At 66.7% G+C, this 23,807-nt stretch carries 26 protein-coding genes; 14 read left to right on the top strand and 12 right to left on the bottom strand.

The window, feature by feature from the left end:
* Positions 1-52: 52 nt before the first annotated feature.
* Positions 53-1,861, bottom strand: coding sequence for a glycoside hydrolase family 15 protein (locus ACFV4R_RS05510; RefSeq protein ID WP_377201560.1), 1,809 nt, complete (start codon positions 1,859-1,861; stop codon positions 53-55).
* Between the two features lie 70 nt (positions 1,862-1,931).
* On the opposite strand from ACFV4R_RS05510, the gene ACFV4R_RS05505 reads away from it, so the two are divergent.
* Positions 1,932-2,660, top strand: coding sequence for a DUF72 domain-containing protein (locus ACFV4R_RS05505; RefSeq protein WP_377201561.1), 729 nt, complete (start codon positions 1,932-1,934; stop codon positions 2,658-2,660).
* A 67-nt stretch (positions 2,661-2,727) separates the two neighbouring features.
* Complete coding sequence (locus ACFV4R_RS05500) at positions 2,728-3,846, top strand: App1 family protein (RefSeq protein ID WP_377201562.1); 1,119 nt, start codon at positions 2,728-2,730, stop codon at positions 3,844-3,846.
* Between the two features lie 26 nt (positions 3,847-3,872).
* On the opposite strand, the gene ACFV4R_RS05495 is transcribed toward ACFV4R_RS05500, so the two are convergent.
* The 3 genes from ACFV4R_RS05495 to ACFV4R_RS05485 all read right to left on the bottom strand — a co-directional run bounded on the left by ACFV4R_RS05495 (position 3,873) and on the right by ACFV4R_RS05485 (position 6,304).
* Positions 3,873-5,375 carry a glycoside hydrolase family 1 protein gene (locus ACFV4R_RS05495; RefSeq protein WP_377201563.1) on the bottom strand — a complete coding sequence of 501 codons (1,503 nt, stop codon included), beginning with the start codon at positions 5,373-5,375 and terminating at the stop codon, positions 3,873-3,875.
* Positions 5,376-5,484: 109 nt separating this feature from the next.
* Positions 5,485-5,862 (bottom strand): hypothetical protein, encoded by a 378-nt coding sequence (locus ACFV4R_RS05490; protein WP_377201564.1) that lies wholly within the window; start codon positions 5,860-5,862, stop codon positions 5,485-5,487.
* Positions 5,863-5,929: 67 nt separating this feature from the next.
* Entirely contained in the window at positions 5,930-6,304 is a 375-nt protein-coding gene (locus ACFV4R_RS05485; RefSeq protein ID WP_377201565.1) for a J domain-containing protein, read from the bottom strand.
* Positions 6,305-6,446: 142 nt separating this feature from the next.
* Here ACFV4R_RS05485 and ACFV4R_RS05480 point away from each other — a divergent pair, with 142 nt between their 5' ends.
* On the top strand, positions 6,447-6,764 hold the full coding sequence (locus ACFV4R_RS05480; protein WP_377201566.1) for a MerR family transcriptional regulator: 318 nt from the start codon (positions 6,447-6,449) through the stop codon (positions 6,762-6,764).
* A 6-nt stretch (positions 6,765-6,770) separates the two neighbouring features.
* Here the strand turns inward: ACFV4R_RS05480 and ACFV4R_RS05475 are convergent, their stop codons facing one another.
* From ACFV4R_RS05475 to ACFV4R_RS05465, 3 genes are read right to left on the bottom strand one after another with little or no spacing between them, the layout of a single operon-like run.
* Positions 6,771-7,583, bottom strand: coding sequence for a phosphatase PAP2 family protein (locus ACFV4R_RS05475; protein WP_377201567.1), 813 nt, complete (start codon positions 7,581-7,583; stop codon positions 6,771-6,773).
* A gap of 59 nt (positions 7,584-7,642) precedes the next feature.
* Positions 7,643-8,491, bottom strand: coding sequence for an NAD-dependent epimerase/dehydratase family protein (locus ACFV4R_RS05470; RefSeq protein ID WP_377201568.1), 849 nt, complete (start codon positions 8,489-8,491; stop codon positions 7,643-7,645).
* Between the two features lie 27 nt (positions 8,492-8,518).
* Positions 8,519-9,112 (bottom strand): adenylate kinase, encoded by a 594-nt coding sequence (locus ACFV4R_RS05465; protein WP_377201569.1) that lies wholly within the window; start codon positions 9,110-9,112, stop codon positions 8,519-8,521.
* A 281-nt stretch (positions 9,113-9,393) separates the two neighbouring features.
* Here ACFV4R_RS05465 and ACFV4R_RS05460 point away from each other — a divergent pair, with 281 nt between their 5' ends.
* The 7 genes from ACFV4R_RS05460 (at position 9,394) to ACFV4R_RS05430 (ending at position 16,030) form a co-directional block, all read left to right on the top strand.
* Complete coding sequence (locus tag ACFV4R_RS05460; protein ID WP_377201570.1) at positions 9,394-10,137, top strand: ANTAR domain-containing protein; 744 nt, start codon at positions 9,394-9,396, stop codon at positions 10,135-10,137.
* A gap of 46 nt (positions 10,138-10,183) precedes the next feature.
* Positions 10,184-10,627, top strand: coding sequence for a response regulator transcription factor (locus ACFV4R_RS05455; RefSeq protein WP_377201571.1), 444 nt, complete (start codon positions 10,184-10,186; stop codon positions 10,625-10,627).
* Positions 10,628-10,649: 22 nt separating this feature from the next.
* Entirely contained in the window at positions 10,650-11,654 is a 1,005-nt protein-coding gene (locus ACFV4R_RS05450) for a phosphodiester glycosidase family protein (protein ID WP_377201572.1), read from the top strand.
* A gap of 6 nt (positions 11,655-11,660) precedes the next feature.
* On the top strand, positions 11,661-12,785 hold the full coding sequence (locus tag ACFV4R_RS05445) for a GtrA family protein (protein WP_377201573.1): 1,125 nt from the start codon (positions 11,661-11,663) through the stop codon (positions 12,783-12,785).
* Positions 12,786-12,861: 76 nt separating this feature from the next.
* The gene (locus ACFV4R_RS05440; RefSeq protein WP_377201574.1) at positions 12,862-13,545 is read left to right on the top strand and encodes a DUF4956 domain-containing protein; all 684 of its coding nucleotides are present in this window, start codon (positions 12,862-12,864) and stop codon (positions 13,543-13,545) included.
* Positions 13,542-14,324 (top strand): polyphosphate polymerase domain-containing protein, encoded by a 783-nt coding sequence (locus ACFV4R_RS05435; RefSeq protein WP_377201575.1) that lies wholly within the window; start codon positions 13,542-13,544, stop codon positions 14,322-14,324. The genes ACFV4R_RS05440 and ACFV4R_RS05435 overlap by 4 nt, the downstream gene beginning before the upstream one ends.
* Before the next feature lie 119 nt (positions 14,325-14,443).
* Positions 14,444-16,030, top strand: a complete 1,587-nt coding sequence (locus ACFV4R_RS05430) for a carbohydrate-binding domain-containing protein (RefSeq protein ID WP_377201576.1) — start codon at positions 14,444-14,446, stop codon at positions 16,028-16,030.
* 80 nt (positions 16,031-16,110) lie between these two features.
* Here ACFV4R_RS05430 and ACFV4R_RS05425 read toward each other — a convergent pair whose 3' ends face one another.
* Entirely contained in the window at positions 16,111-16,953 is an 843-nt protein-coding gene (locus tag ACFV4R_RS05425) for an alpha/beta fold hydrolase (protein ID WP_377201577.1), read from the bottom strand.
* 119 nt (positions 16,954-17,072) lie between these two features.
* On the bottom strand, positions 17,073-17,270 hold the full coding sequence (locus ACFV4R_RS05420; RefSeq protein ID WP_091723105.1) for a hypothetical protein: 198 nt from the start codon (positions 17,268-17,270) through the stop codon (positions 17,073-17,075).
* Between the two features lie 99 nt (positions 17,271-17,369).
* Between ACFV4R_RS05420 and ACFV4R_RS05415 the strand changes: the two genes are divergently transcribed.
* Both ACFV4R_RS05415 and ACFV4R_RS05410 read left to right on the top strand, forming a co-directional pair.
* Positions 17,370-17,747: an ArsR/SmtB family transcription factor gene (locus ACFV4R_RS05415; protein ID WP_377201578.1), complete on the top strand. Its 378-nt coding sequence runs from the start codon at positions 17,370-17,372 to the stop codon at positions 17,745-17,747.
* A 122-nt stretch (positions 17,748-17,869) separates the two neighbouring features.
* The gene (locus tag ACFV4R_RS05410) at positions 17,870-18,781 is read left to right on the top strand and encodes a cation diffusion facilitator family transporter (RefSeq protein WP_377201648.1); all 912 of its coding nucleotides are present in this window, start codon (positions 17,870-17,872) and stop codon (positions 18,779-18,781) included.
* A gap of 20 nt (positions 18,782-18,801) precedes the next feature.
* Here the strand turns inward: ACFV4R_RS05410 and ACFV4R_RS05405 are convergent, their stop codons facing one another.
* From ACFV4R_RS05405 to ACFV4R_RS05395, 3 genes are all read right to left on the bottom strand, one after another.
* On the bottom strand, positions 18,802-19,986 hold the full coding sequence (locus tag ACFV4R_RS05405) for a fatty acid desaturase family protein (protein ID WP_377201579.1): 1,185 nt from the start codon (positions 19,984-19,986) through the stop codon (positions 18,802-18,804).
* Between the two features lie 11 nt (positions 19,987-19,997).
* Positions 19,998-21,095 (bottom strand): ferredoxin reductase, encoded by a 1,098-nt coding sequence (locus tag ACFV4R_RS05400; protein ID WP_377201580.1) that lies wholly within the window; start codon positions 21,093-21,095, stop codon positions 19,998-20,000.
* Positions 21,096-21,236: 141 nt separating this feature from the next.
* Complete coding sequence (locus ACFV4R_RS05395) at positions 21,237-22,271, bottom strand: LLM class flavin-dependent oxidoreductase (protein WP_377201581.1); 1,035 nt, start codon at positions 22,269-22,271, stop codon at positions 21,237-21,239.
* A gap of 71 nt (positions 22,272-22,342) precedes the next feature.
* On the opposite strand from ACFV4R_RS05395, the gene ACFV4R_RS05390 reads away from it, so the two are divergent.
* The gene (locus ACFV4R_RS05390) at positions 22,343-22,702 is read left to right on the top strand and encodes a YnfA family protein (RefSeq protein ID WP_377201582.1); all 360 of its coding nucleotides are present in this window, start codon (positions 22,343-22,345) and stop codon (positions 22,700-22,702) included.
* Entirely contained in the window at positions 22,627-23,772 is a 1,146-nt protein-coding gene (gene lhgO, locus ACFV4R_RS05385) for an L-2-hydroxyglutarate oxidase (RefSeq protein ID WP_377201583.1), read from the top strand. Before ACFV4R_RS05390 ends, lhgO begins: the two co-directional genes overlap by 76 nt.
* The last annotated feature ends 35 nt before the right edge of the window (positions 23,773-23,807 follow it).

Here is a 23,807-nt window from a genome sequence, read left to right as displayed (position 1 = left end):
GTCTACTTATCTATTCTGCGAAGGGAAAGTTCAGCCCTGTGCCGGCGCCGCCTCAGCGCCGTCCCGCCGACTCCGGCGGGATAGGGGTGTCACTCCGCCGAACGGTATCCTGATGCAGCTCCAAAGCGCTAGTCACAAGGGCAAAGTGGCTGAACGCCTGCGGGGTGTTGCCCAGCTGCCGGCCGGCCCGGACTGCCCATTCCTCGCTCAGGAGCCCCACGTCGTTGCGCAGCTCCAGGAGCCTCTCGAAAAGTTCGCGCGACTCCTCATGCCGACCCGCGCCGAGCAACGCCTCCACCAGCCAGAACGAGCAGGCGAGGAAGACGCCCTCGCTCCCCGGCAGGCCGTCGTCGCTCTGTTCCGGACGGTAGCGCAGCACGAAGCCGTCCTCGGTCAGCTCGCGCTGGATCGCCTCGATGGTCCCGATGACGCGGGGATCGTCCGGCGGCAGGAAGCCCACGCGCGGGATCAGCAACAGGCTGGCATCAAGTTCCGGGCTGCCGTAGGACTGCACGAAGGTGTTGCGTTCGGCGTCGAATCCGTTGTCCATCACATCCCGGTGGATGGTGTCACGCAGCGCCTCCCACCGTTCAACCGGCCCCGGCAGGCCGGACTCCCTGACGCCCTTCACCATCCGGTCGGCGGCAACCCACGCCATGACCTTCGAGTGGGTGAAGTGCCGGCGAGGTCCGCGCATTTCCCACAGCCCGTTGTCCGGCTGGTCCCAGATGGTCTCCAGGTGGGTCATCAGGGCGCACTGCAGGTCCCAAGAATCGTCCGGATGCTTCAGCAGTGAATTACGGGTCAGCGCCAGGCAGTCCAGCACCTCGCCCCACACATCCAGCTGGAGCTGCTCGGCTGCCGCGTTGCCGATCCGCACGGGCGTCGAGTTCTCGTATCCCCTGAGCCAGGGCAGCTCCAGCTCGGGCAGGCGCCGCTCACCGTGGATGCCGTACATGATCTGCAGGTCAGCAGGGTCCCCGGCCACCGCACGCAGCAGCCATTCCCGCCAGGCCGCTGCCTCGGCGGTGTAGCCGGCGGCCAGGAGCGCCTGCAGCGTCATGGTGGCGTCCCGCAGCCAGCAGTACCTGTAGTCCCAGTTGCGGGGACCGCCTGGCTGTTCGGGCAGGGAGGTGGTCACGGCGGCCACGATGCCGCCGGTTGGTGCATAGGTCAGCGCTTTGAGGGTCACCAGCGAGCGCACCACGGCGTCCTGGTATTCGCCCTGCACCGTGCACTGGGTGGTCCAGCCGCGCCAGAAGGCGAAGGTGGTGTCCAGGACCTTTTCTGCGTCCACGGAGTGCGGACGGCCCACGTGGCTGGGAGCCCACGTGAGGACGAACGGGATGCGCTCCCCGGCGCTGACGGTGAAGTCTCCCACGGTGTGCATGTTCTCGCCGTGCACTTCCGCCGGCGTCACGAAGTAGGCAGCGTCCGGCCCGGCGATGGCGTGGAGCCCATGCTTGTCCCGGCGTACCCACGGAACGATGTGGCCGTAGTCGAACCGAAGGACCAGCTCGCAGTGCATTTTCACGGTGCCGCTGACGCCCTCGACGATCCGCACGATGTCCGCCACGGAGTCCCGTGGCGGCATGAAGTCGATGACGCGCACCGTTCCGTCGGGGGTGTCCCATTCGGTTTCCAGGATCAGGCTTCCGTCCCGGTATCCCCGCCGGGTGCACGGCCCGCCGCTTTCGGGTGCCAGCAGCCAGCGGCCGGCATCGGGTGTGTCAAGCAGCGCACTGAAGCAGGCCGGAGAGTCGAACCTAGGAAGGCACAGCCAGTCGATGGAACCTTCTTTGCTGATCAGCGCCCCGGTTTGAAGGTCGCCTACCACCGCATAATCTTCGATTCGCGCCATGACCTTACCCTGCCACAAACGTGCTCCCCGATCCGGGTAAACCGCAGGGGGCCCGGTGTAGCCTGCAGGGGTGGCAGTCCATATCGGCACCTCAGGCTGGAGCTATGACCACTGGGAAAACGTTCTGTACCCGCCCGGCCTGCCGGCGAAGGACCGGCTGGCCCACTACGTCCCGCAGTTCAGCACCGTGGAGCTGAACGCCAGCTTTTACCGCTGGCCCCGGGACACCACTTTTGCCGGCTGGAACCGCCGCCTGCCCCCGGGCTTCAGCATGTCCGTTAAAGCTCCGCGTGGCCTGACGCACGCGCGGAAGCTGTACCAGCCCGAAGTCTGGGTGGACCGGATTGCCCGCTGCTGGCACGAACTCGGGGACAAGCGGGCGGTACTCCTGGTGCAGCTGCCGCCTCAACTGGAACGGGACGACGCCCGGCTGGATTACTTCCTGGCCGCGGTGCCGGAGTGGATTCGGGTCACCGTGGAATTCCGGCATCCCACCTGGGACTGCCCGGAAGTCCTTGCAATCCTCGAGCGGCACGGCGCCGCCTACTGCATCATGAGCGGAGCCAATCTGCCGTGCCTGCTCCAGACCACTGCCCCGTTCACCTACGTCCGGCTGCACGGGCCTGACCACCAGCACCTCTACGCCGGCTCCTATTCGGACGACGACCTCCACTGGTGGGCGGACAGGATCCGCGGCTGGGCGGCCAACGGGCTGGACGTGTACGCCTATTTCAATAACGACGGCGGCGGGCACGCGGTGCGCAACGCCCGGACCCTGCGCGGCATCCTGGGCGCCTGACGTCATACTGCGCCGCCGGCTCCGGTACGCCCCCACGCAGGCTGCTGCCCTATGGCAGAGTGGAACCATGGACCCGGCGCCGCAGAACCCGACCCAGCCCGCAACCCAGCCCGCTTCCGGGCAGCCGGGACAGATTCCGGTGAGCCGGCCCGAGCTTAGCGGGAACCAGGCCTTCCGCCTGGCCCACCACATCTCTGACGGGTTCAACAGCTTCCGGATCCGGCTCGCCAGGCGCTGGGACTTCGTGCCCCGGACCATTGCCTACCAGGGCTACGGATCCACCAGCCGCGTCCGGGTATTGGGCCGCGTGCTGATGACGCAGAAGCCGCTTCCCGGCAGCAAGGCCGAGCAGGAGGCCAAAAACGCTACCCAGAACGTCCGCGGCTGGCGCGCCTTTACCGGCGTGCCGCTGCAGTTCACCGACGTCGAGATCACCATCGGCGATGTTGTCACCCGTGTGCAGGCGGACCGAGGCGGCCTGGTGGACACCGAGGTGGACGTCCAGTTGTCGCCGGGCTGGCACACAGCGACGCTGCAGGCTGAGGGTACCGAGCCGGCAGAAGCCCTGATCCACGTCATTGCCCCTGACGTGAAGTTCGGCATCGTGTCCGATATTGATGACACCGTGATGGTGACGGCGCTGCCCCGTCCGTTCCTGGCCCTGTGGAACACGTTCGTCCTCAGCGAGCGGGCCCGTATGGCAACGCCGGGGATGGCGGTGCTGCTGGACCGGCTGACCATCGAACACCCCGATGCCCCCGTCATTTACCTCTCCACCGGGCCGTGGAACGCTGCGCCTACCCTGGCCAGGTTCCTGGGCCGCAACATGTACCCGTCCGGCCCGCTGCTGCTGACGGACTGGGGCCTGACGCAGGACCGCTGGTTCCGCAGCGGCCAGGACCACAAACACCGCAACCTGGAACGGCTCAGCAAGGAGTTCCCGGACGTGCGCTGGCTCCTCATCGGGGACAACGGACAGCACGACGAAGCCATCTACTCCGGCTTCGCCTCCGAGAACCCTGACAAGGTGGCGGCCATCGCCATCCGCCAGTTGTCCGTCAGCGAGTCGGTTTTTGCCGGCGGCCACTCCGAGGACGGGGACCACACCGCGTCCAAGGTGCCGTGGATCTACTCCCCCGATGGGGCCGGCATGGCCAAGCAGTTGGGCATGTTGGACCTGCTCTAGGAACCCGCCTCACCTGAAATGTGGCCCTAGGCGGCGTCCTCCGGAATGACGGCCTGGGCGATTGCCGCACTTGCAGCCTGGAACAGGTCCCGCTCTTCGATGAGCTCCTGCAGCCAGAAGTAGGACGCCTTTGGGGTGCGCTCAAGGGTCTCGAAGTCCACGTGCAACAGCCCGAACGGCTGGTTGAAGCCCGCGGACCACTCAAAATTGTCCAGCAGTGACCAGACGTAGTAGCCGCGCAGGTCCACGGACTCCGCTTCGCCCCCGGGAGCGGTGGCGCGCAGGGCCGTCTCAAGGTGGTCCGAGAGGTACTTCAGGCGCCGCTCATCCGGAATGAACCGGGTGTTGGTGGATTTGTCCCGGACGATGATGTCCTCGAAGCTGGCGCCGCCTTCGGTGAGGATGACGGGAGGGAGGTTGGGGTACCGCTCGGCCATTTCCTTCAGCGCCACCCCGATGTACTCGGGCTTCACCGGCCAGCCGTAGGACGTGATATCCGCTTCGGGCCAGGTTTCCACGTGGAACGGCGTGCCGCCGCTGCCTGCCGCGCTCAGGTCGCTGCCCATGGCTTCAGCCATACTGGCCGGGACTGCCCCGCTGCCGGGGCCCACGGCCACCTTGGTGGGCATGTAGTAGTTGAGTCCGTAGAAATCCAGTGGCTGGGAGATCAGCTCCATGTCCTCATCCGGATGGTCGAAGGAGGAGAAGAACTTTGCGGCCCTGATGAGGTCCGGATATTTTCCGGTGAGGACCGGATCCGCATACAGCCGGTTCTGGGCGAGGTCCATGAGCCCGGCGCTGATCCTGTCCAGCGGATTGATGGAGTTGGGGACCATGGGTGAGTAGACGTTGGTCATCCCGATTTCGCCGGGGACCTTGGCGGCACGCAGCGCCTGCACGGCAAGGCCGTGGCCCAGCAGCTGGTGGTGCACGGTGGGGAAGGCACCCAGCATCAGCTCCTTGCCCGGGGAGTGCAGGCCCAGCGTATAGCCGTTGGTGGTGACGGTGGCCGGCTCGTTGATGGTGACCCACCGGGCAACCCGGTCGCCGAATTTTTCCGCGAGGATGGCGGCATACTCCCCCAGCCGGTAGGCGGTGTCACGGTTCATCCAGCCGTCTGCCTCGTCCAGCGCCAGTGGCGTGTCCCAGTGGTAGATGGTGGCCATCGGCGAGATTCCATTGGCCAGGAGCTCGTCGAGGAGCCGGTCGTAGAACGCAAGGCCTGCGCTGTTGGCGGGCCCGCGGCCGGTGGGCTGGATCCTCGGCCAGGCGAAGGAGAACCGGTAGGAGTCCACTCCCAGCTGCTTCATGAGGGCAACGTCCTGCGGCATCCGATGGTAGTGGTCCGTGGCCACCGCATGGCTGTGGTCCTCCACGATCGCGCCGGGCTTGGCGGCGAAAACATCCCAGCCTGCGGGCCCGCGGCCGTCCTCGTCCAGGGCCCCCTCAATCTGGATGGCAGCGGTGGCGACGCCGAGCGTGAACCCCGGGGGAATGATTGCTGCGAGGTCCTTGGCGGAGATGTGCATCGGGCTGCCTTTGTGGTGATCGGCGGATAAGTACGTCTCAGGATGGCACAGCAAAGGCCCCCTGACGAGCAACTGCTGCGGTGCCCGTCAGCGAGCCTGCTGCCGACGGCTACTGGGAGCCGAAGAGGAAATCCTTGGCATGGGCCACTGCCTTCCGGAACGCATCATTGCGCAGCGTGACCAGGTGTTCGGGTTCGCCGTCGGCAGGTTCAAGGTAGGCGGTGTAACCCGGCCTCAGGACCCAGATGTCACCCGCCGGCGGCAGGTAGAAAACGCCGAAGGACCGCTGCTGCCTTTCATCCACGGTCCACACCGGCACCACCGCAAGGGCTGCGCCGGTGGACGGGTTGATCCACTGCGCCCGCGGCACCGGCTCCTCGTGGGCTTCAGGGTCCAGGAAAGGCGCCGTCCCTTTGCCCCACCGCCGTTCAAAGCGCTCATGGAACGCCGGGATCAGGTGTGAATCGTAACGCCGCCACTCGCTCATGCGGCTCTCTCCTTCCTCCTTGTATGTGGTGTTGTGAGTGCGTTGGAAACCTCCCGGTTGCCCGGGGTCAGGCCCACGGCCCGCTCTCCCAACGCACGGGGGTGACGCTGATGATGTCTCCGGGGGTTCCGCCGTTGCCGGGTACCTTTCGGACAGCGACGGGCCGGTCTGTGGACGGCGGATGGCCTGTCGATATGGTCTTGCCCGCCGTTAGAGCCCGCTGCCGGTCATAGGCCGCCCGCCGCGCCGGGTCGCGCAGCACCCCGTAGGCGTCCATGATGCGCAGCAGCTCATCGTCCGGCGCGCACTGGGTGGGATCCGCCGGGCCGACGTCGGGATGGTGGGTGCGCATGAGGCCGCGGTAGGCCCGCGCAATGTCCAGACGGCCGGCGTCGGGCGGCACGTTCAGGATGGCGTAGTAGTCGGGAGGGCCGGCCATCATCGCCCACTCCTTGCAGCTCGTTGGCGGGAAAGGTGTTTCGAGTCTTCGTTCTTACGGTGCAACTTCTATGGTGGCTGATATAGATTTTTTATAGCACCCGTGAAAAACTGAAGCAAGACCGCACCGAGTACCTGGAGGACGCATGGCAGAACCGCAGGACCCGCCTCCCGCGCGGCCCGGTTCCACTGCGGTTTACGCCATTTCGGTAGCGGCCCGGCTCACCGGCACGGGCCAGCAGAACATCCGCCTTTACGAGACCAAGGGCCTGTTGACGCCGGCCCGGACCTCCGGCGGGACGCGGCAGTACAGCGAGGATGACATCGCGGTGCTGCTGCGGATTGGCGAGCTGCTGGAACAGGGCCTGAACCTTGCCGGGGTGGCTATGGTGCTGGAACTTGAGGCTGCGAACCTGAAGCTGCACAGCGCCCTGAAGCGCGCCAGGCAGCGGCCGCCGGGCTGACCAGCCTCAGTCGCGCGGGGTTTCTGCCTTGGACAGCTCCCCCGTGACCCGTTCGCCCGGAACCCTTGCTGTCCGCCAGGTATCCAGGGCAATCACGCCGCCCAGGATCAGCAGCGAGAGCGAAAACGATGCAAGGGTGTCCGTCAGCCAGTGGTAGCCCAGATACAGCCTGCTCACCGACGCCAGCACGATGCCCACACCGGCACCGACGAACCCGAGCACGGTGGCCCGGGTGTTCCTGCGGCGCGAAATGATGAGGAAGGTGCCCACCAGCAGGAAGTCGCAGGCGCCCAGGACGTGGCCGGACGGGAAGGAAAAGGTGTGGTCGATTCCGAAGAGCATCGTGTCCTCCGGCGGGCGGGACCGTTGGACGATGTGGAGGATGATCTGCGAGATGATGACGCCGCTGAGCATGGCTGAAGCCAGGAGGATGGGGCGCCAGGCGTGCTTTGCCGCGAATCCCCACACCACGATGACCACCAGGACGATGATGGGCAGCGCGATGGGGCCGAAGAGAACGGCCAGGAAAATCATGACGGCGGTGAGGGCGCCGGAGCGCTCCGTCAGCAGCCAGTCGCGGACCGGGTTGTCTGCCGCGGACAGGCCGTCCGCCTGCACCACGCTGACCAGGGTGGCGATGAACAGTGCCAGGCCAACCACAGCCAGGATGACCGAGGCACGGTAGAGGCCCCGCCGGTCCTCCGGTTCCACAAAGCGTTCCTCCACGACAAACTTGTCGTGGAAGGCCCGCCAGCGTCCGGTGTTCCTGCCGTCCGCCGTGCGGGACGTTCCGGAGCCTGCTGTTTCGTGCTGTGCCACCGTGGTGTCCGTCCTTGCCGCATGGGCCAATGCCCGGTGAGTAGTGCCTAGGGTGAAGATTATCCCCCGTGATCGCGCCAGCTGTGCCCGGGTTCGAAGCCGAGGAGCCGGCGGGCCTTGTCGATGGACAGCATGGTTTCGTGCTCACCGAGTTCCTTGGTGACCTTGACGGCGGGGAAGACCTCTGCGGCGAGGCTGGCGCTGGACCGGCTCATGACGGTGTCCGCGTTGGCGATGATGAACGCTTCGAACCCGGGTTTTCCGTTCTCGAGTGCTTTCGCAACCGCCTGCGCGCCGTCGCGTCCGTCAATGTAGCCCCAGAGGTTCCACTTGCGGAGCATCGCGTCGGAGTCGAAGGACGGGAACCGCTCGTAGTCTTCGACGTCCATGACGTTGGAGAACCGCAGTCCCACGATGCTGAGGTCCGGGTCCCAGCGGGTCATTTCCACGGCCATCTGCTCTTCAAGCTTCTTGACCAGGGAATACGTGCTTTCGGGCCGGGCCGGGTATTCCTCGTCAACGGGAATGTAGGGCGGGTCGACGTCGAACGGCAGTCCCAGCACCGTCTCGCTGGAGGCGTACACCACCTTCTTGATCCCGGCGCGGCGCGCGGCCTGGAAGACGTTGTAGGTGGACAGCATGTTGTTCTCGAACGTGGCGGCGTCCGGAAGGATGCCCGGCGCCGGGATGGCACCAAGGTGCACCACGGCGTCGAACCCGTCGTGGCGGTCATCCACCCCCAACAAGGCGTCCAGCACCTGGCCGTAGTTGCGCAGGTCCACCACCAGGAGCCCGGGGCTGCGTGTCCCGGCACGGTCCAGGGTCAGGACCTGGTGGCCGTCATCCGTGAGGCGGCGGACCACATGCCGGCCGAGTTTTCCGTTTCCGCCGGTGACGGCAATCTTCATGGGGGTGTCCTTTTCTGGTGGGGCCGGTCAGGTGCGGGGATGGAAAGAGGCCAGGAATTTCTCGACGGCGGCGATCGCCAGGGCGGTGATCTCTCCGGGGTCTCCGGTGCCATCCACGGATACCAACAGTCCGCGGCCCGCATAGGCCGAGACTACTTCATGCGTTTCCGTGTGGTAGAGCTCCAGCCTGCGGCGGAAGACCTCCTCGGTGTCATCCGAGCGGCCCTGTTCCTGTGCCCGCCGGTGCATGCGCTGCTCCAGCTCGGCGTCGGGGGCCAGCAGTTCGATGACCGCATCCAGCGCCCTGCCCTGGTCGGCCAGCATGCTGTCCAGCTCCGCCACCTGCGGCGCCGTACGGGGATAGCCGTCCAGCAGGAAACCGGAACGGACGTCCGTGTCCTGCAGCCGGTCCCTGACGAGCGCATTGGTGAGGTGGTCCGGGACGAAACTTCCACCGTCGAGATATCCCGCGGCCTGGCGGCCAAGTTCCGTTTCCCTGCTCACGTTGCTGCGGAAAATGTCCCCCGTGGAGACGGCCGGAACGTTGAAGTGGCGGGCAAGGTGTTCGGCCTGCGTCCCCTTGCCCGAACCCGGCGGACCGATGATGAGCAGTCTGGTCATGTTCGCGTCCCTCCGGCGAAGTGTCCGTTGGCGTCCGGTTGCCACCGCAGCCGCGGCGACCGCTTCATTCTGCCGGGAACACCCCGTGTCCGCCAGTGGTGGAGATGCGGAAACATGACACTTTCGCCTGCAAAGCCATGTATATACTTCTGGATATCGGTTTAGCAGCAGGCCGTTGGAAAGTTCGTCGATCCAGCGACCTGAACCCCTTCCGGCTTTCCGCCGGCCGGTGTCCATGTTGCCTGGCTCGTTTTGACCTGAGCGAATGGCACCAGAGAATCGTGGCCAGCGAGTCAACAGCTAAGACCGATACATCCATCACTGAACACCTGCACGAGCTGGTCCTCAGCAGCTCCGACGTTGAGGACTTCCTTAATGAACTGGCGCAGGTGTCCGCACGCAATCTTTCCGAACCCGGCGATGAGATTTTGTGCGCCATCGCGCTGCTGCGGCAGCGCAAGCCCGCAACCGTGGCCAGCAGCAGCCCGGAAGCCGCATCGCTCGGCCTCCTCGAGCACCAGTACGCGGAGACGCCCAGCCTGACGGCGTCCGTGGAGAAGGTGACCGTGCATGTGCCGGACCTGGAAAAGGACGGCAGCTGGCCGGAGTACGCCGAGGCCGTCCTCGGCCAGGGCATCCGTTCCGTGCTTGCACTGCCCTTCCGGCTGGAGGGCGAAACCAAGGCCGCCCTGCTCCTGTATTCGCGGCGGCCGCACCGTTTCGAGGGGAGGGCGCTCAAGTTCGCCGAGGATTTCGTCGGCCAGACCTCGCTGGCCCTCCGCCTGGCGGTGCGTTTTGCCCACTACAGCGAGACGGCGGCAAACCTGCGCGCCACCCTTGAATCCCGGACCGTGATCGATATGGCGGTGGGCATCATCATGGCGCAGAACCGGTGCAGCCAGCAGGACGCCTTCGATATCCTCAAGACCGCCTCCAGCACCCGCAATTCCAAACTCCACGAGGTGGCCAGCGCTGTGGTCAACTCCCTGGGCCAGGGGCCGGCGAAGACACACTACGACGGCTAGCCCGGTCACGCTAGACTGATGCCATCTTTTGGCGTGGGGGGCTTCGATGGAACAACAACGTGTCTGCCTTGTGGTGGAGGACAACGACGATATCCGCGGTCTCATCACCGTGGTCCTGACGCGCGCCGGATTTGAGGTGCGGGCAGTGGCGAGCGGTGCCGAGGGCATCGCCGCCGCAGCCGACCCGTCGGTGTCCCTGGTAACGCTGGACCTTGGGCTGCCGGACATGGACGGCCACGTGGTGGCGCGGGCCGTCCGGGCGCTGAGCAAGGCGCCACTGCTGTTCCTGACCGCCCGCTCCGAAGAGGACGACGTCCTGGCCGGGATGGCCTCGGGTGCAGCGGCTTACCTCACCAAGCCCTTCCACCCGCAGGAACTCAAGGACCTGGCCAACAGGCTTTGCCCCGCTGTGCCTGCCCCGGCGGCCTCCAGCCTCGACGCACCCCAGGTTTCACAGGCCAATCACATCAACGGCAAATCCTTCTGCTAACCAGCCTCCGTAGAAATGGGGCATGACATCCCAGCAGACCACCAAACGTAAACCAGGCCGCGTCAGGCGTGCCGTCATCGCCGGGGCCGTAGCCCTCACCCTGTCCGCCGGCGGCGCCACAGCCTGGGCGCTGGACCGGTTCGTGGTCCAGCACGTGGAGATCTCGGACGTCTCCGCGTACGAGGCCAGCCAGGCCGGGACCGCCCAAAGCGGCACTGCCCAGTCCGGCACCACCACGGCTTCCAGCGATGGATCCGGCACCGGCACTGAAGCAGTCACCACGGACACGTCCTACACGTCGGATTCGTCCAACATCAACATCTCCACCGTGACCACCGGCAGCGGCGACAGCACCGTCACTTACTACGTTGCCGACGTGGTGCTCGATGACGCCACCGCCCTGCAGTCCGCCTTCGCCAACGACAGTTTCGGCGAGAACATCACCGAAACCACCTCCGCCATCGCTGAGGCGAACAACGCCATCTTCGCCATCAACGGCGACTACTACGGGTTCCGGGACACCGGCATCGTGATCCGCAACGGCGTGGTGTTCCGCGACGAAGGCGCCCGCCAGGGCCTCGCCTTCTACCGCGACGGCACGGTCAAGGTCTACGACGAAACCAGCACCACCGCCGAACAGTTACTGGCGGACGGCGTCTGGAACACCCTCTCCTTCGGCCCGTCCCTCCTGGACAACGGTGAGGTGGCTTCCGGCATCGAGGACGTGGAGGTGGACACCAACTTCGGCAACCACTCCATCCAGGGTGAGCAGCCGCGCACCGCCGTGGGCATCATCGATGAGAACCACCTGGTGTTCGTGGTGGTGGATGGCCGCAGCCCCGGCTACAGCGCCGGCGTCACCATGACCGGCCTGGCCGAAATCATGCAGGGCCTGGGCGCCACCACCGCGTACAACATCGACGGCGGGGGCTCGTCCACCATGTACTTCAACGGCGGGCTGGTCAACAACCCGCTGGGCGAGAACAAGGAACGCGGCACCTCCGACATCCTTTACATCGCCGGGTAGGCGGCCATGATCATCCTGATCCCGGCCTACGAACCGGACCACCACTTGCCCGCCCTGATCCGCCGGATCCGCGCCGCTGAGCCGTGGACCGCCGTCGTGGTGGTTGATGACGGCAGCGGCCCCGCCTACAAGGACGTGTTCGACGACGTCAACGCCCTGGGGTGCCACGTCATCGGCTACGCACGCAACAGGGGCAAGGGGTTCGCCCTGAAGGCCGGCTTCGGCTTCATCGCGGACAACCTGCCCGGCCATGACGTGGTGTGCGCCGACAGCGACGGCCAGCACACGGTGACGGACATCCTCAGGGTGGCCGGCAAAGTCCATGGGAACGGCAGCGATCCCAGAGGCGCGGCCACCATGGTCCTCGGCAGCAGGAGCTTCACGGGCGATGTGCCTGCCCGCAGCCGCCTCGGCAACACGGCCACCAGGGCACTGTTCACCCTGGCCACCGGCGAGCGCATCCCGGACACCCAAACGGGGCTGCGCGGCTACCCGGCTGCCATGCTCCCGTGGCTCCGGTCCGTCCGCGGCGACCGGTATGAGTACGAGCTGAACCTGCTGCTGGAAGCGAAGAACGCCGGCTACTCCATCCAGTCCCTGGACATCGCCACCGTATACCTGGACCACAACTCCGGTTCCCACTTCCGCCCGCTGGCAGACTCCGTGCGCATCTATGCCCCGCTCCTGAAGTTCCTCGGCTCGTCCTTCGCGGCGTTCCTGGTGGACACCACGGTGTTCCTGCTGCTCACGGTGCTGGTGGATTCGCTGCTCCTGGCCGTGCTGGGGGCCCGGGCGGTGAGTTCCGCGGTGAACTTCCTGGTGAACCGCCATGTGGTGTTCGAACACGGCAGGCAACGCCCGGCCCGGTCCGCGGGGCTCCGCTATTTCAGCCTGGTGGCGGTTCTCCTCGCAGCCAACGTCGCGCTGATCTGGGCCCTTGAAGCCATTGCCGTACCGGCACTGGCGGCCAAGATCCTGGCCGAAATCATGTTGCTCGCCATCAGCTTCTCGGTACAGCAGCGCTGGCTTTTCGCCCGGAAACAAGACCGGCCGGCCTCAGTAGGACCCGCACGCGAAGAGGCCGGGAATGCCGCCGGCAAACCCTCAGCCGAAGCTCATATACCCGGCTAGGTTCCGTCACAGCACCTGCACAGTATGGCCGGGCATCGTAAGAAACAGCCCACCGAAAAACATTCCGGAGAATCCCATGAACCTCATTTTCATCCTCGCCGACCTGGCAGCCATCAGCATCCTCACCTTCGCCCTCTACCTCCGCCGCCACCGCCGGCGCGACCTGGTGGTCTCCTACCTCGGCATGAACGTGGGGGTCCTGGCCGTCGCCACCGCACTGTCCGGTTCGGCGGCCGGCCTGGGACTGGGGCTGGGACTATTCGGCGTCCTGTCCATCATCAGGCTCCGCTCCACCGAACTGGCCCAGCACGAGGTGGCCTACTACTTCTCGGCACTGGCCCTGGGCCTGATCGCCGGGCTTGGCATCGAACCGCTCTGGCTGACCGTTTCGCTGATGGCCCTGATCCTGCTGGTGATGTTCGTGGGCGACCACCCCAAGGTCCTGCCGGCGCACCGCCACCAGACCGTCATTTTGGACCGGGCCATCGCCGAGGACGGGGAGCTGTACGCCCGGCTGGAGGAAGTGCTGCACGGCAAGGTCCACTCCGCCACCATCCAGCAGCTGGACCTGGTCAATGACAAGACCATCGTGGACGTCCGCTACGCCTACTACCCCGCCCCCTACGCCGGCCCTTCCGTCCCGGGAACCCTCACGGGATTTACGACGACGGCGCCCGCCACAGCAGGCACCATCCCCGCCGCTGAGTACATCCCCAGCCCGGAGCAGCTTTCCGGCCACGTCCAGGCAGGCGTGCGATGAACCCCGCGGGCGCCGCCGTCGGGAATCTCCATCTCTTCCCCTCCGTGGGACTGGAGGAACTGAACGCGGAGGCCGCTCTCCAGACCCGCGTTGACCGGAAGTACGTGCTGGCCACCGGGACCGCGCGGCACCTGCTGGCCACCTTCGGGGCGGACATGCGGGTCCTGGAAATGGACGGAGCCCGCAGCTTCGCGTACGACTCCGTCTACTTCGACACCGCCGCCCTGGACAGCTACCTGCTGGCAGCCCACGGCCGGCGCCGCCGCTACAAGATCCGCACGCGGACCTACGTGGACAGCGCCATCAGCTTCCTGGAGGTCAAGACCGAAGGCGCCCGGGAGGCCACCGTCAAAGAACGCATTCCGTACTTGCCCGAGGACCGATCGCGGCTGACGGCTGAGGGGCTGCACTACGTCCGGGAAACCCTGGCCGCCGCGGTGGGGTCCGTCCCCGCCGGAACCCTGGAACCCGTCCTGGAAACGCGGTATCAGCGCACCACCTTCTACCTCCAGGAGTCCGGCAGCCGCGCCACCATTGATACCGGCGTGACGTGGCAGCGGCCGGGCCGGGAACCATGGGTCCTGGACAACGCCGTCATCCTCGAAACCAAATCCGGTTCCACCGCCGGGCCGCTGGACCGGCATCTGTGGGCGGCCGGCGTCAGGCCGTCCCGGATCTCCAAGTTCGCCACCGGGATGGCCGCCCTCCGGCCCGAACTTCCGGCCAATCGCTGGAACCGCACGCTGTCCCGCAGCCTCCCCCTCCGCCCAGCCGCCTGAGAGGCCGCCCCTTCGATCCGCCTGGCTGGGCGCCTGGTTGGCCGCCTGGCCAACAGCACGCTGCCCGGCACACCATCCTGCACGCCTTACCACCCGCTCTCCCCACCCAAGGACACTCCATGAAAAGCCTCCGCACTTACCTTTCCGTCGCCGCTATGGCAGCCGCCATCGGCCTGGCCGGCTGCTCCGTGGCCGGCACGTCCCCCACCGGCGTCACCGGGTCCTCCAGCACCGGTTCCTCCAGCTCGGTCTCCTCCAGCTCGACCGGCACCACCACGGCGGTGTCACTGGACACGCTTGCCCAGGACACCCACTTCGACGGCGACGACCTCACCTGGGATGCCGCCTCCGAAGTAGCCGTAACCTTGGCTGACGGCGCCAGTGCCGTTGCTTCCGGGTCGTCAGCCGGCGTCTCGGTGGACGGCGACACTGTCACCATCAGCGCCGCGGGCACCTACCGACTCAGCGGGTCGCTCACCGACGGCAGGATCGTGGTGGCCGCGGGCGAGGAAGACACCGTCCGCATCATCCTGGACGGCGCCACGCTGGCCAACTCCACGGGATCCCCCTTCGTGGTGAAAAGCGCAGACGAAGCCATCGTCTACCTGGCCGACGGCACCAACAACTCGATCAGCGACGCCGCCACCTACGCCGACCAGGGAACGGACGCCCCCAACGCCGCCCTCTACTCCAAGGCGGACCTCACTCTCGCCGGCCCAGGCACCCTGGCCGTGGACGGCAACTACAACGACGGCATCTCCAGCAAGGACGGGCTTGTCCTGGCCGGCGGCACCGTAACGGTGGACGCGGCAGACGACGGCATCGTGGGCAAGGACTATGCCGTGCTGCTGGACGGCGCCTACCAGGTGACCGCTGCCGACGACGGCTTCAAGTCCGACAACGAGGAGGACGAGGGCCGCGGCTGGGTCCTCATCAATGGCGGCACCCTCGCCGTGACGGCCGGCGACGACGGGGTCAAGGCCTTCAACACCCTCACCATCGCCGCCGGCGACACCACCGTCAAGGAATCCGAGGAGGGCCTGGAGGCCCAGCACATCGTGGTGTCCGGCGGCACCGCCAACATCACCTCCAACGACGACGGCGTGAACGCCTCGGGCGGCAGCAGCACGGCCTCCTCCGGTGCAGGAGCAGGCGGCGGCATGGAAGTGGGCGATTACACCGTGGACATCAGCGGCGGCCTGCTGACCATCAATGCACAGGGCGACGGACTCGACTCCAACGGCAATGCCACCATCTCGGGCGGCACCGTGGTGGTCAACGGCCCCACGAACGACGGGAACGGTGCCCTGGACGTCAACGGCGAACTGGCCGTTACCGGCGGGACCGTGGCCGCTGCAGGCAGCGCAGGCATGGCGGTCACGCCTGGTGAATCGTCCACTCAGTCCGGCGTCCAGGTGACCCTGGGCTCGTCCGTCCCGGCCGGGACCGTCATCCAGATCGCCGACCCGTCCGGGTCCGTGGTGGCAGCGTTCGTCACCACCAAGGCCGCTGCCTCGCTGGTGTACTCCTCAGCGGCGATCACCGCTGGCACCGAATACACCGTCTACACCGGGGGCACGGCAACGGTGAGCGCGGGCCTGGGCGGGGGCTCGCTCGACGGCGCCACGAAGGTGGACACCGTCACCGCCGGCGAATACACGGCGGAGCAGGGCCCCGGCCTCGGGGGCGGCGGCTTCCGCCGGTAAACCCGCAGCTCACGTCCTGCCCATGTCCGGCGACGGCGGTATCCCGCCGTCGCCGGACGTTTTTAACCCAGCCTGGCCAGTCAGCCCTGCTTGGCCAGGAAGCCGAGCAGGGCTTCGTTGACCTCGGCGGCGTGGGTCAGGAGCAGGCCGTGCGGCGCCCCCTCGATTTCCAGGTACTCTGCCTCCGGCAGTGCCTTGGCGAACAGCCGCCCGGTGGAGTCGATGGGCAGGATGTTATCCGCGGTGCCGTGCACGATCAGCGCAGGAACGTCGATCTTGGGGATGTCCTGGCGGAAGTCCGTGATCCAGGTGGGCTGCGCTGCCACGGACGCGGTGGCGCCGGAGCCTGCAGCCACGTTCCAGCTGGCGGTGACGGCCTCCTGGCTGAGGCGGGGTGTGCCCAGGAACGTGTCCGAGTTGTAGAAGTTCTTGAAGAACTCGGTGAAGAACGCATACCGGTCCGCGGTGACGGCTTCCTTCAGCCCGTCGAACACCTCCTGCGGAACGCCTCCGGGGTTGTCGTCGGTCTTGAGCAGGAACGGTTCCAGGGACCCCAGGAAGGCGGCCTTGGCAATGCGCTCCGAACCGTAGGTGCCCAGGTAGCGTGCCACCTCGCCCGTGCCCATGGAGAACCCTACGAGGACGGTGTTGCTGAGGTCCAGCGTTGTCAGCAGGGTGTTGAGGTCCGCCGCGAACGTGTCGTAGTCGTAGCCTTCGGTGGTCTTGCTGGACTTCCCGAAGCCGCGCCGGTCGTAGGTGATCACGCGGTAGCCGGCAGCCAGGAGGGCAGTAGCCTGCCGTTCCCAGGACGCACCGTCCAGCGGGTAGCCGTGGATCAGCACCACCGGCTGGCCGGAGCCGTGGTCCTCGTAGTAGAGCTCGATGTCGGTGCTGTTTTCAGTTCCAACGGTAATGAAAGCCATCGCGGCGAATTCCTTTCGAGACTGATCGGAGCAGGCAGGCGGCATGCCAATACCTGCGCAGTCCCTACTCTAGGACCGCTCCGGCCGTTCTCCTGCAGCCGCGGTGCGGACCTGTCCGCCTACTGGGACGGCTGCGGCAGCTCACAGGTGATCTGCGGGTTGACGCCCATGTAGTTCAGCGGCCCCGCGACGATTGTCACGGCGATGGTGCCTGCTTCTGCGCAGGACCCGGGGGCTCCGCCGAAGTAGCCCCGCTGCCAGGCGGCCACGCCGCCGATGATCAGCCAGATGACGATGAGGGCTCCCACGAATTTCATCTTTCCTCCAAAGGCCGCGCGGCTGTGCGATCCATTATCCGTCGGCGGCGCCCCGGCACCATAGTGCAGGGCATGACCTTTATATGACACTATATGCGCATGAATGCAGATACGAATGGATGCTCGCTGGGAACGGACAGCCAGTACGTGGAGCTGGCCGTGGAGGTCTTTTCCATGCTGGCCGACGCCACGCGGATACGGATCATCCTGGCGCTGCGCGACGGCGAGATGGCCGTGGGTGCACTGGCTGACGTGGTGGGCAAGTCCCCTGCCGCCGTTTCGCAGCACCTGGCGAAAATGCGGCTGGCCCGCATGGTCTCCACGCGCCAGGACGGGACCCGGGTGCTGTACCGGCTGGAGAACGAACATGCCCGGCAGCTCGTGGCCGACGCCATTTTCCAGGCGGAGCACGCACTGGGTGGCGAACCGGCCCACCACAGGCTGCCGGGCAAAGGCGGAGAGGGGCACGCCTCGTGAACGGGCCCGGCCAGCAGGCGGCCCAGCTCACCCACCACGGGCACCAGCACGAACACAGCCACGACCATGACCATGACCATGACCACGGCCACCATCACCACAGCGGCTTCAAGGGCTGGCTGATGGAGCTGTTCGTCCCCCACACGCACGACTCCGCGGATTCGATCGACGACGCGATGGAGGCCAGCACCGAAGGGATCCGTGCCCTGAAAATCAGCCTGTTCGTGTTGCTGGGCACTACCGTGCTGCAGTTCGTGGTGGTGCTGTTCAGCAGTTCCGTGGCGCTGCTCGCGGACACAATCCACAACTTTTCCGATGCCCTGACGGCGGTGCCGCTGTGGATTGCGTTCATCCTGGGCCGGAAGGCGGCCTCCCGCCGCTACACGTTCGGGTTCGGGCGGGCGGAGGACCTGGCCGGGCTCTTCATCGTGGCGGTGGTGGCCCTCTCCGCCGTGGTGGCAGGATGGCAGTCCGTGGACCGGCTGATCCATCCGCAGCCGCTGCAGAACCTGGGCTGGGTGATGGCGGCCGGGCTGATCGGCTTCGCCGGAAACGAGGCCGTGGCGATCTACCGCATCCGGGTAGGCCGCAGAATCGGGTCCGCCGCGTTGGTGGCCGACGGCGTCCATGCCAGGACGGACGGCTTCACGTCCCTGGCTGTGGTGCTGGGTGCCCTTGGCGTCATGCTGGGCTTCCCGCTGGCGGATCCCATCGTAGGCCTGCTGATTTCAGTGGCGATCATGGTGCTGCTGTGGGGAACCGTCCGCAGTATCGGTCGCCGGCTTATGGACGGCATTGAACCTGACCTGGTGTCCCGTGCCGCCGAGGCACTGGAAAGCACTCCGGGAGTTCTTGGGGTGCAGCGCCTGCAGCTGCGCTGGAGCGGCCACCGGCTGCAGGGCACCGCCATCGTGCTGGTGGAGGACGGCAGCCTGTCCTCGGCCCAGGATGTGCTGGACCAGGCGGACCACCGGCTCAGGCACGCCCTGCCGAAGCTGGATGACATGGTCCTCTCACCCGGCAGGCGCGCCTAGAGCCGGCGGCGGTGCTGTGGTCAGGCCTTGGCGGTCTTGCCCGGCAGCGCCAGCTTGAAGATCTTGCCCCAGGTGGATCCGACCTGCTTCAGCAGCGGACCGGTGGTGTACTTCAGGCCGTAGCGCTGGCAGATCTCACGGACCTTGGGGGCGACCTCGGCGTACCGGTTGGAGGGCAGGTCCGGGAAGAGGTGGTGCTCGATCTGGTGCGAGAGGTTACCGGTCATGATGTGCATGAATTTCGATCCGGAGATGTTGGCGGAGCCGATCATCTGGCGGATGTACCAGTCGCCGCGGGTTTCGCCTTCCGCCATTTCCTCCGTGAAGGTGTCCGTGCCTTCAGGGAAGTGGCCGCAGAAGATTACCGCATGGGCCCAGACGTTGCGCACGGCGTTGGCGGTCAGGGTCCCGTAGAGCGCCTGCTTTCCGGAGCCGGTCAGCATGGCGACGGCGGGAGTCGCGGCGTAGTCCTTGGTGAACTGCGTGACCACCTTCTTGCCAAGGGCCTTGAGGTCCTTGAGCAGCGCTTCCTTGGACTTCTTGCCTTCCTTGAACTCGGTCAGTTCGAGGTCGTAGATGGCGATGCCCCACTCGAAGAGGGGTGCAAGGATGGCGTTGTACAGCGGGTTGCCAAGGTTCATCGGCTTCCACGGCTGCTGTTCGTCCATCCGCAGGAGGTTGTATCCGACGTCGTTGTCCTTGCCCACCACGTTGGTCCAGCGGTGGTGCAGGTCGTTGTGGGTGTGCTGCCAGGAGCGCGAGGGGGTGACAAAGTCCCACTCCCAGGTGGTGGAGTGGATGTCCGGGTCCCGCATCCAGTCCCACTGGCCGTGCAGCACGTTGTGGCCGATCTCCATGTTTTCCAGGATTTTGGCCAGGCTCAGCAGGGTAGTGCCGGTGACCCAGGCAGCCTTGTTCTTACCAACCAGCAGGGCCGCACGGCCGGAGATTTCCAGGCCGCGCTGGACCTTGATCACCCGGCGGATGTAGGCGGCGTCTTCCGCGCCCCGCTTGGCCAGGACCTCGTCGCGGATGGCGTCGAGCTCGCGGCCCAGCTCCGCCACCTGTTCGTCCGTCAGGTGGGCAGCCGCAGGCGGCCGTACGGTGGGGCTGCCGGACTCGGCGAGCTTGCCGGGGCGCGTCCTTGAGCTGCCGGCGTTCGTTCCTCCGGTGGAGGCGGCCTTGGTGGGTGAGATGACAGACATTATTCTGCTCCTCAGAGTTCGAGGTTGACGGGTCCGGCGGCTGCCGAGACACACGTTTGGATCAGTTGGCCGGGATCGCCGTGGATTTCCCCGGTGCGGAGGTCGCGGACCTGGCCGGCCAGGAGCGGAGTGAGGCAGCTGTGGCAGATGCCCATCCGGCAGCCGCTGGGCATCAGTACCCCGGCGTCCTCTCCGACGTCCAGGATGGGGGTGTCGCCGTCGGCCTCCACCTCGCGGTCCGAGGCTTCGAAGGTGACCAGGCCGCCGTCGTGCCCCACACCCGCGGCGAAGGTGGTGTTGAACCGTTCGATCATGAGGTTGCCCGCGCTGCCGGCCACCGCAATGTCGGTGCCGGGCGCGGCGGTGGTGAGGGCGGCGCGGTTCCACAGGGCTTCGGCGTCGTCCAGGAAGCTGTCCGGGCCGCAGGCGTAAGCGGCGCGGTCCTTCCAGTCGGGACAGATCTCATCCAGCTGGTTGGTGTTGGAGAAGTCCATCCGGCCCTGCTCGCCGGTGAACCAGTGCGCCAGGCGGAAGTTGGGGAACTGGTCTGCAAGTTCGGCAAGTTCCTCGCGGAACAGGCTGTCCCCCGGCGTGCGGGCGGAATGGACGAGTACGACGTCGGCATCCGGGCGGCGAGGCACCAGCGTACGGATCATGGACATCACCGGAGTGATGCCGCTGCCGGCGGTGACCATCAGCAGAGGCCTGGGGTGCTCGGGCAGGACGAAATCGCCTTGCGGCGGGGCAAGGAACAGGACGTCACCGGGGCGCGTGGTCCGCACCAGCGTGCCGGACACTGCTCCGACGTCCGTCACGGTAATGGCGGGGTCCTTGCCGGCGGCGGCGCTGAGGGAGTAGGAGCGCCAGTGCCGGACGCCGTCCAGCTCGACGCCGATGCGTGCCCACTGGCCGGCCAGGTGCGACTGCCAGCCACGTCCGGGCCGGAAGAAGATGGTGGCCGACTGGGCGGTCTCCTGGACAACCCTGGTGACGACGCCGCGGAGCTGCCGGGCGGAGAAGACCGGGTTGAAGAGGGCCATGATGTCTTCGGGAGCCAAGGGCGTGGTGAGAACCGAAGCTGCTTGGGCCAGCTGTCGTAGCCTGATCATGCAGTCAAGCCTAGGGCGGCGCGAGCCATATTTCTCTCTCTCCGTCATATGACCGTCCTGCAGTCATGCTGGTTGGGGCGCTAAGCCCCCAAGCCGCACCTTAAGGATAACGGCTGGGTCACGGAGATGGTTCCCGCCCGGTCACTGCACGGACGGATTCCAGCCCAGGGATGGTGCAATGTAGCGGGCTACGTTCCCCAAAAGTTTCGCGTTGAACTCCACGCCCAGCTGGTTCGGGACGGTCAGGAGCAGGGTGTCGGCCGCTTGGACCGCGGCATCCGCAGCCAGTTCCTCCGCGAGCCTGTCGGGCTCGCCCACGTAGCTTTTCCCAAACCGCGCCGTAAGCCCGTCGATGATGCCCACCTGGTCCCGGCCGTCGCGGAGGGCGCTGCCGGCGAAGTAGCGGCGGTCTTCGTCGTCCACGATGGGCAGCACGCTGCGGCTGACCGAGATCCTCGGCTGATGCGTGTGGCCGGCCGCCTGCCAGGTATCCCGGAACAGCTGGATCTGTTCCGCCTGGAGTTCGTGGAAGGGCACGCCGGTGTCCTCGGTGAGCAGGGTTGAACTCATCAGGTTCATTCCACGCTCCGCCGCCCAAACGGCCGTTTTACGGGTGCCGGCTCCCCACCAGATCCGTTCCGCCAGGCCGGGCGACTGCGGCTGCACCGGCAGGAGGCCCGTGGCACCACCGGCATAGCGGGGGTCGGCTTCAGCCACTCCCGCCCCCGTGATCGCCTTGCGGAACAGCTCGGTGTGGCGGCGTGCCATGTCGGCGTCGGTTTCGCCGTCCCGGGGCACGTAGCCGAAAGCTGACGCACCCTGGCGGGCTGGCTCGGGTGAGCCCCGGCTGATGCCGAGCTGGAGCCTGCCTCCGCTGATCAGGTCTGTGGCTGCGGCTTCCTCCGCCATGTAGAGGGGGTTCTCATAACGCATGTCAATAACGCCGGTACCAATTTCGATCCGGCGGGTGCGGGCCGCGATGGCAGCAAGGAGCGGAAACGGCGAGGCCTGCTGGCGGGCGAAGTGGTGCACCCGGAAGAAAGCACCGTCCACACCGAGTTCCTCGGCGGCCACGGCCAGTTCGATGCCCTGGACCAGCGCCTCGCCGGCGGTCCTGGTGCGGGAACCCTGGCCGGGTCCCCAATGGCCGAATGAAAGGAATCCTATGCGCTCCATACCTGCCCCAACCTCCGGCTGCCCGGCGGCATTCCCGCGTTGCCGGGATTCCCGGCTGGCATGATGGCCGGGTGGGTATCCCGGAAGAAACTGTCAGCGTCCTCAAGACCATCGTGCTGTTCGTGCTGGCCGCCGTGGCAGAAATCGGCGGGGCGTGGCTGGTGTGGCAGGCGGTCCGGGAAGGCAAGGACTGGTGGTGGGCGGGACTTGGCATCATTGCCCTGGGTGCCTACGGCTTCGTGGCCACCCTCCAGCCGGACGCCCACTTCGGCCGGATCCTGGCAGCCTACGGCGGGGTGTTCGTTGCCGGATCCCTCGCCTGGGGAATGATCTTCGACGGTTTCCGGCCCGACCGGTGGGATGTGGCCGGCTCGGTCATCTGCCTGCTGGGGGTGGCAGTGATCATGTTCGCCCCGCGAAGCGCTGGCTGACCGGGCACAACAGCGGCGTCATCCACTCCGGAATCTATTACACCCCCGGCAGCCTGAAGGCGAGGTTCAGCAAAGCCGGCGCCCAGCAGACCAAAGAGTTCTGCCGGGAGCACGGCATCCCGTACCGCGAGCCCGGGAAGCTGCTGGTGGCCACCACTCCGCTGGAGCTGGAGCGGCTGGCGCAGCTTGAGGACCGTGCGGTGGTCCACGAACTGGCCTGTGAACGGCTGGACGGGCAGGAACTACTCCGGCGCGAGCCGAATGTTACCGGGCTCGGCGCCCTGTTCATTCCCAGCACCGGCATAGTGGACTACCCGGCGGTGGCGCGGAAGCTCGCGCAACTGGTGGAAAAGGCGGGCGGGCAGGTGCGCACGAAGGCCCGCGTCACCGCCATTTCCGAACACACGGACCGTGTGGACGTCCGCACTGAGACCGGGGCGTACTCCTGCCGGCAGCTTGTGGCCTGCGCCGGGCTGCAGTCGGACCGGCTCGCAGAGGCCGCCGGGGTTGATATCGACGTCCAGATCATCCCCTTCCGCGGAGAGTACTTCGAGCTTCCTGCCGAGAAGTCCGGCTACGTCAGCCATCTCATCTACCCCGTCCCGGATCCCGCGTTGCCGTTCCTCGGCGTCCACCTCACCCCCACTGTGCAGGGCACCATCACCGTGGGCCCCAACGCTGTGCTGGGAATGTCCCGGGAGGGCTACCCCAAGTTCTCGGTGGATTTCCGTGATGTGGCCCGCTTCGCGAAGTTCCCCGGGTTGTGGAAGGTGGCCGGCGCCAACGCAGTGACTGCCGTCCGGGAGGTCCGCAATTCCCTGTTCAAGGGCAGCTACCTGCAGGAATGCCGGAAGTACGCCCCCGGGCTGGCCAAGACAGACCTGCTGCCCTACGAGGCCGGGATCAGGGCGCAGGCGGTACGCCGGGACGGCACCCTCATTCACGATTTCCTGCTTGCCGAGACAGACAGGATGATCCACGTCCTGAACGCCCCGTCCCCGGCAGCGACGGCGGCCCTGCCCATCGGGGAACACCTCGCGTCGCAGGCGGCGCAGCGGAGATCCGCGTAGGCAGCAGCCCGCGCCGAGGTCGCGCACAGCGGCGC

This window comes from Pseudarthrobacter sp. NPDC059871, from assembly GCF_042731175.1.
In the GTDB taxonomy this organism is placed as follows: Bacteria; Actinomycetota; Actinomycetes; order Actinomycetales; family Micrococcaceae; genus Arthrobacter.
This window is presented reverse-complemented; position numbering and strand designations above follow the sequence as displayed.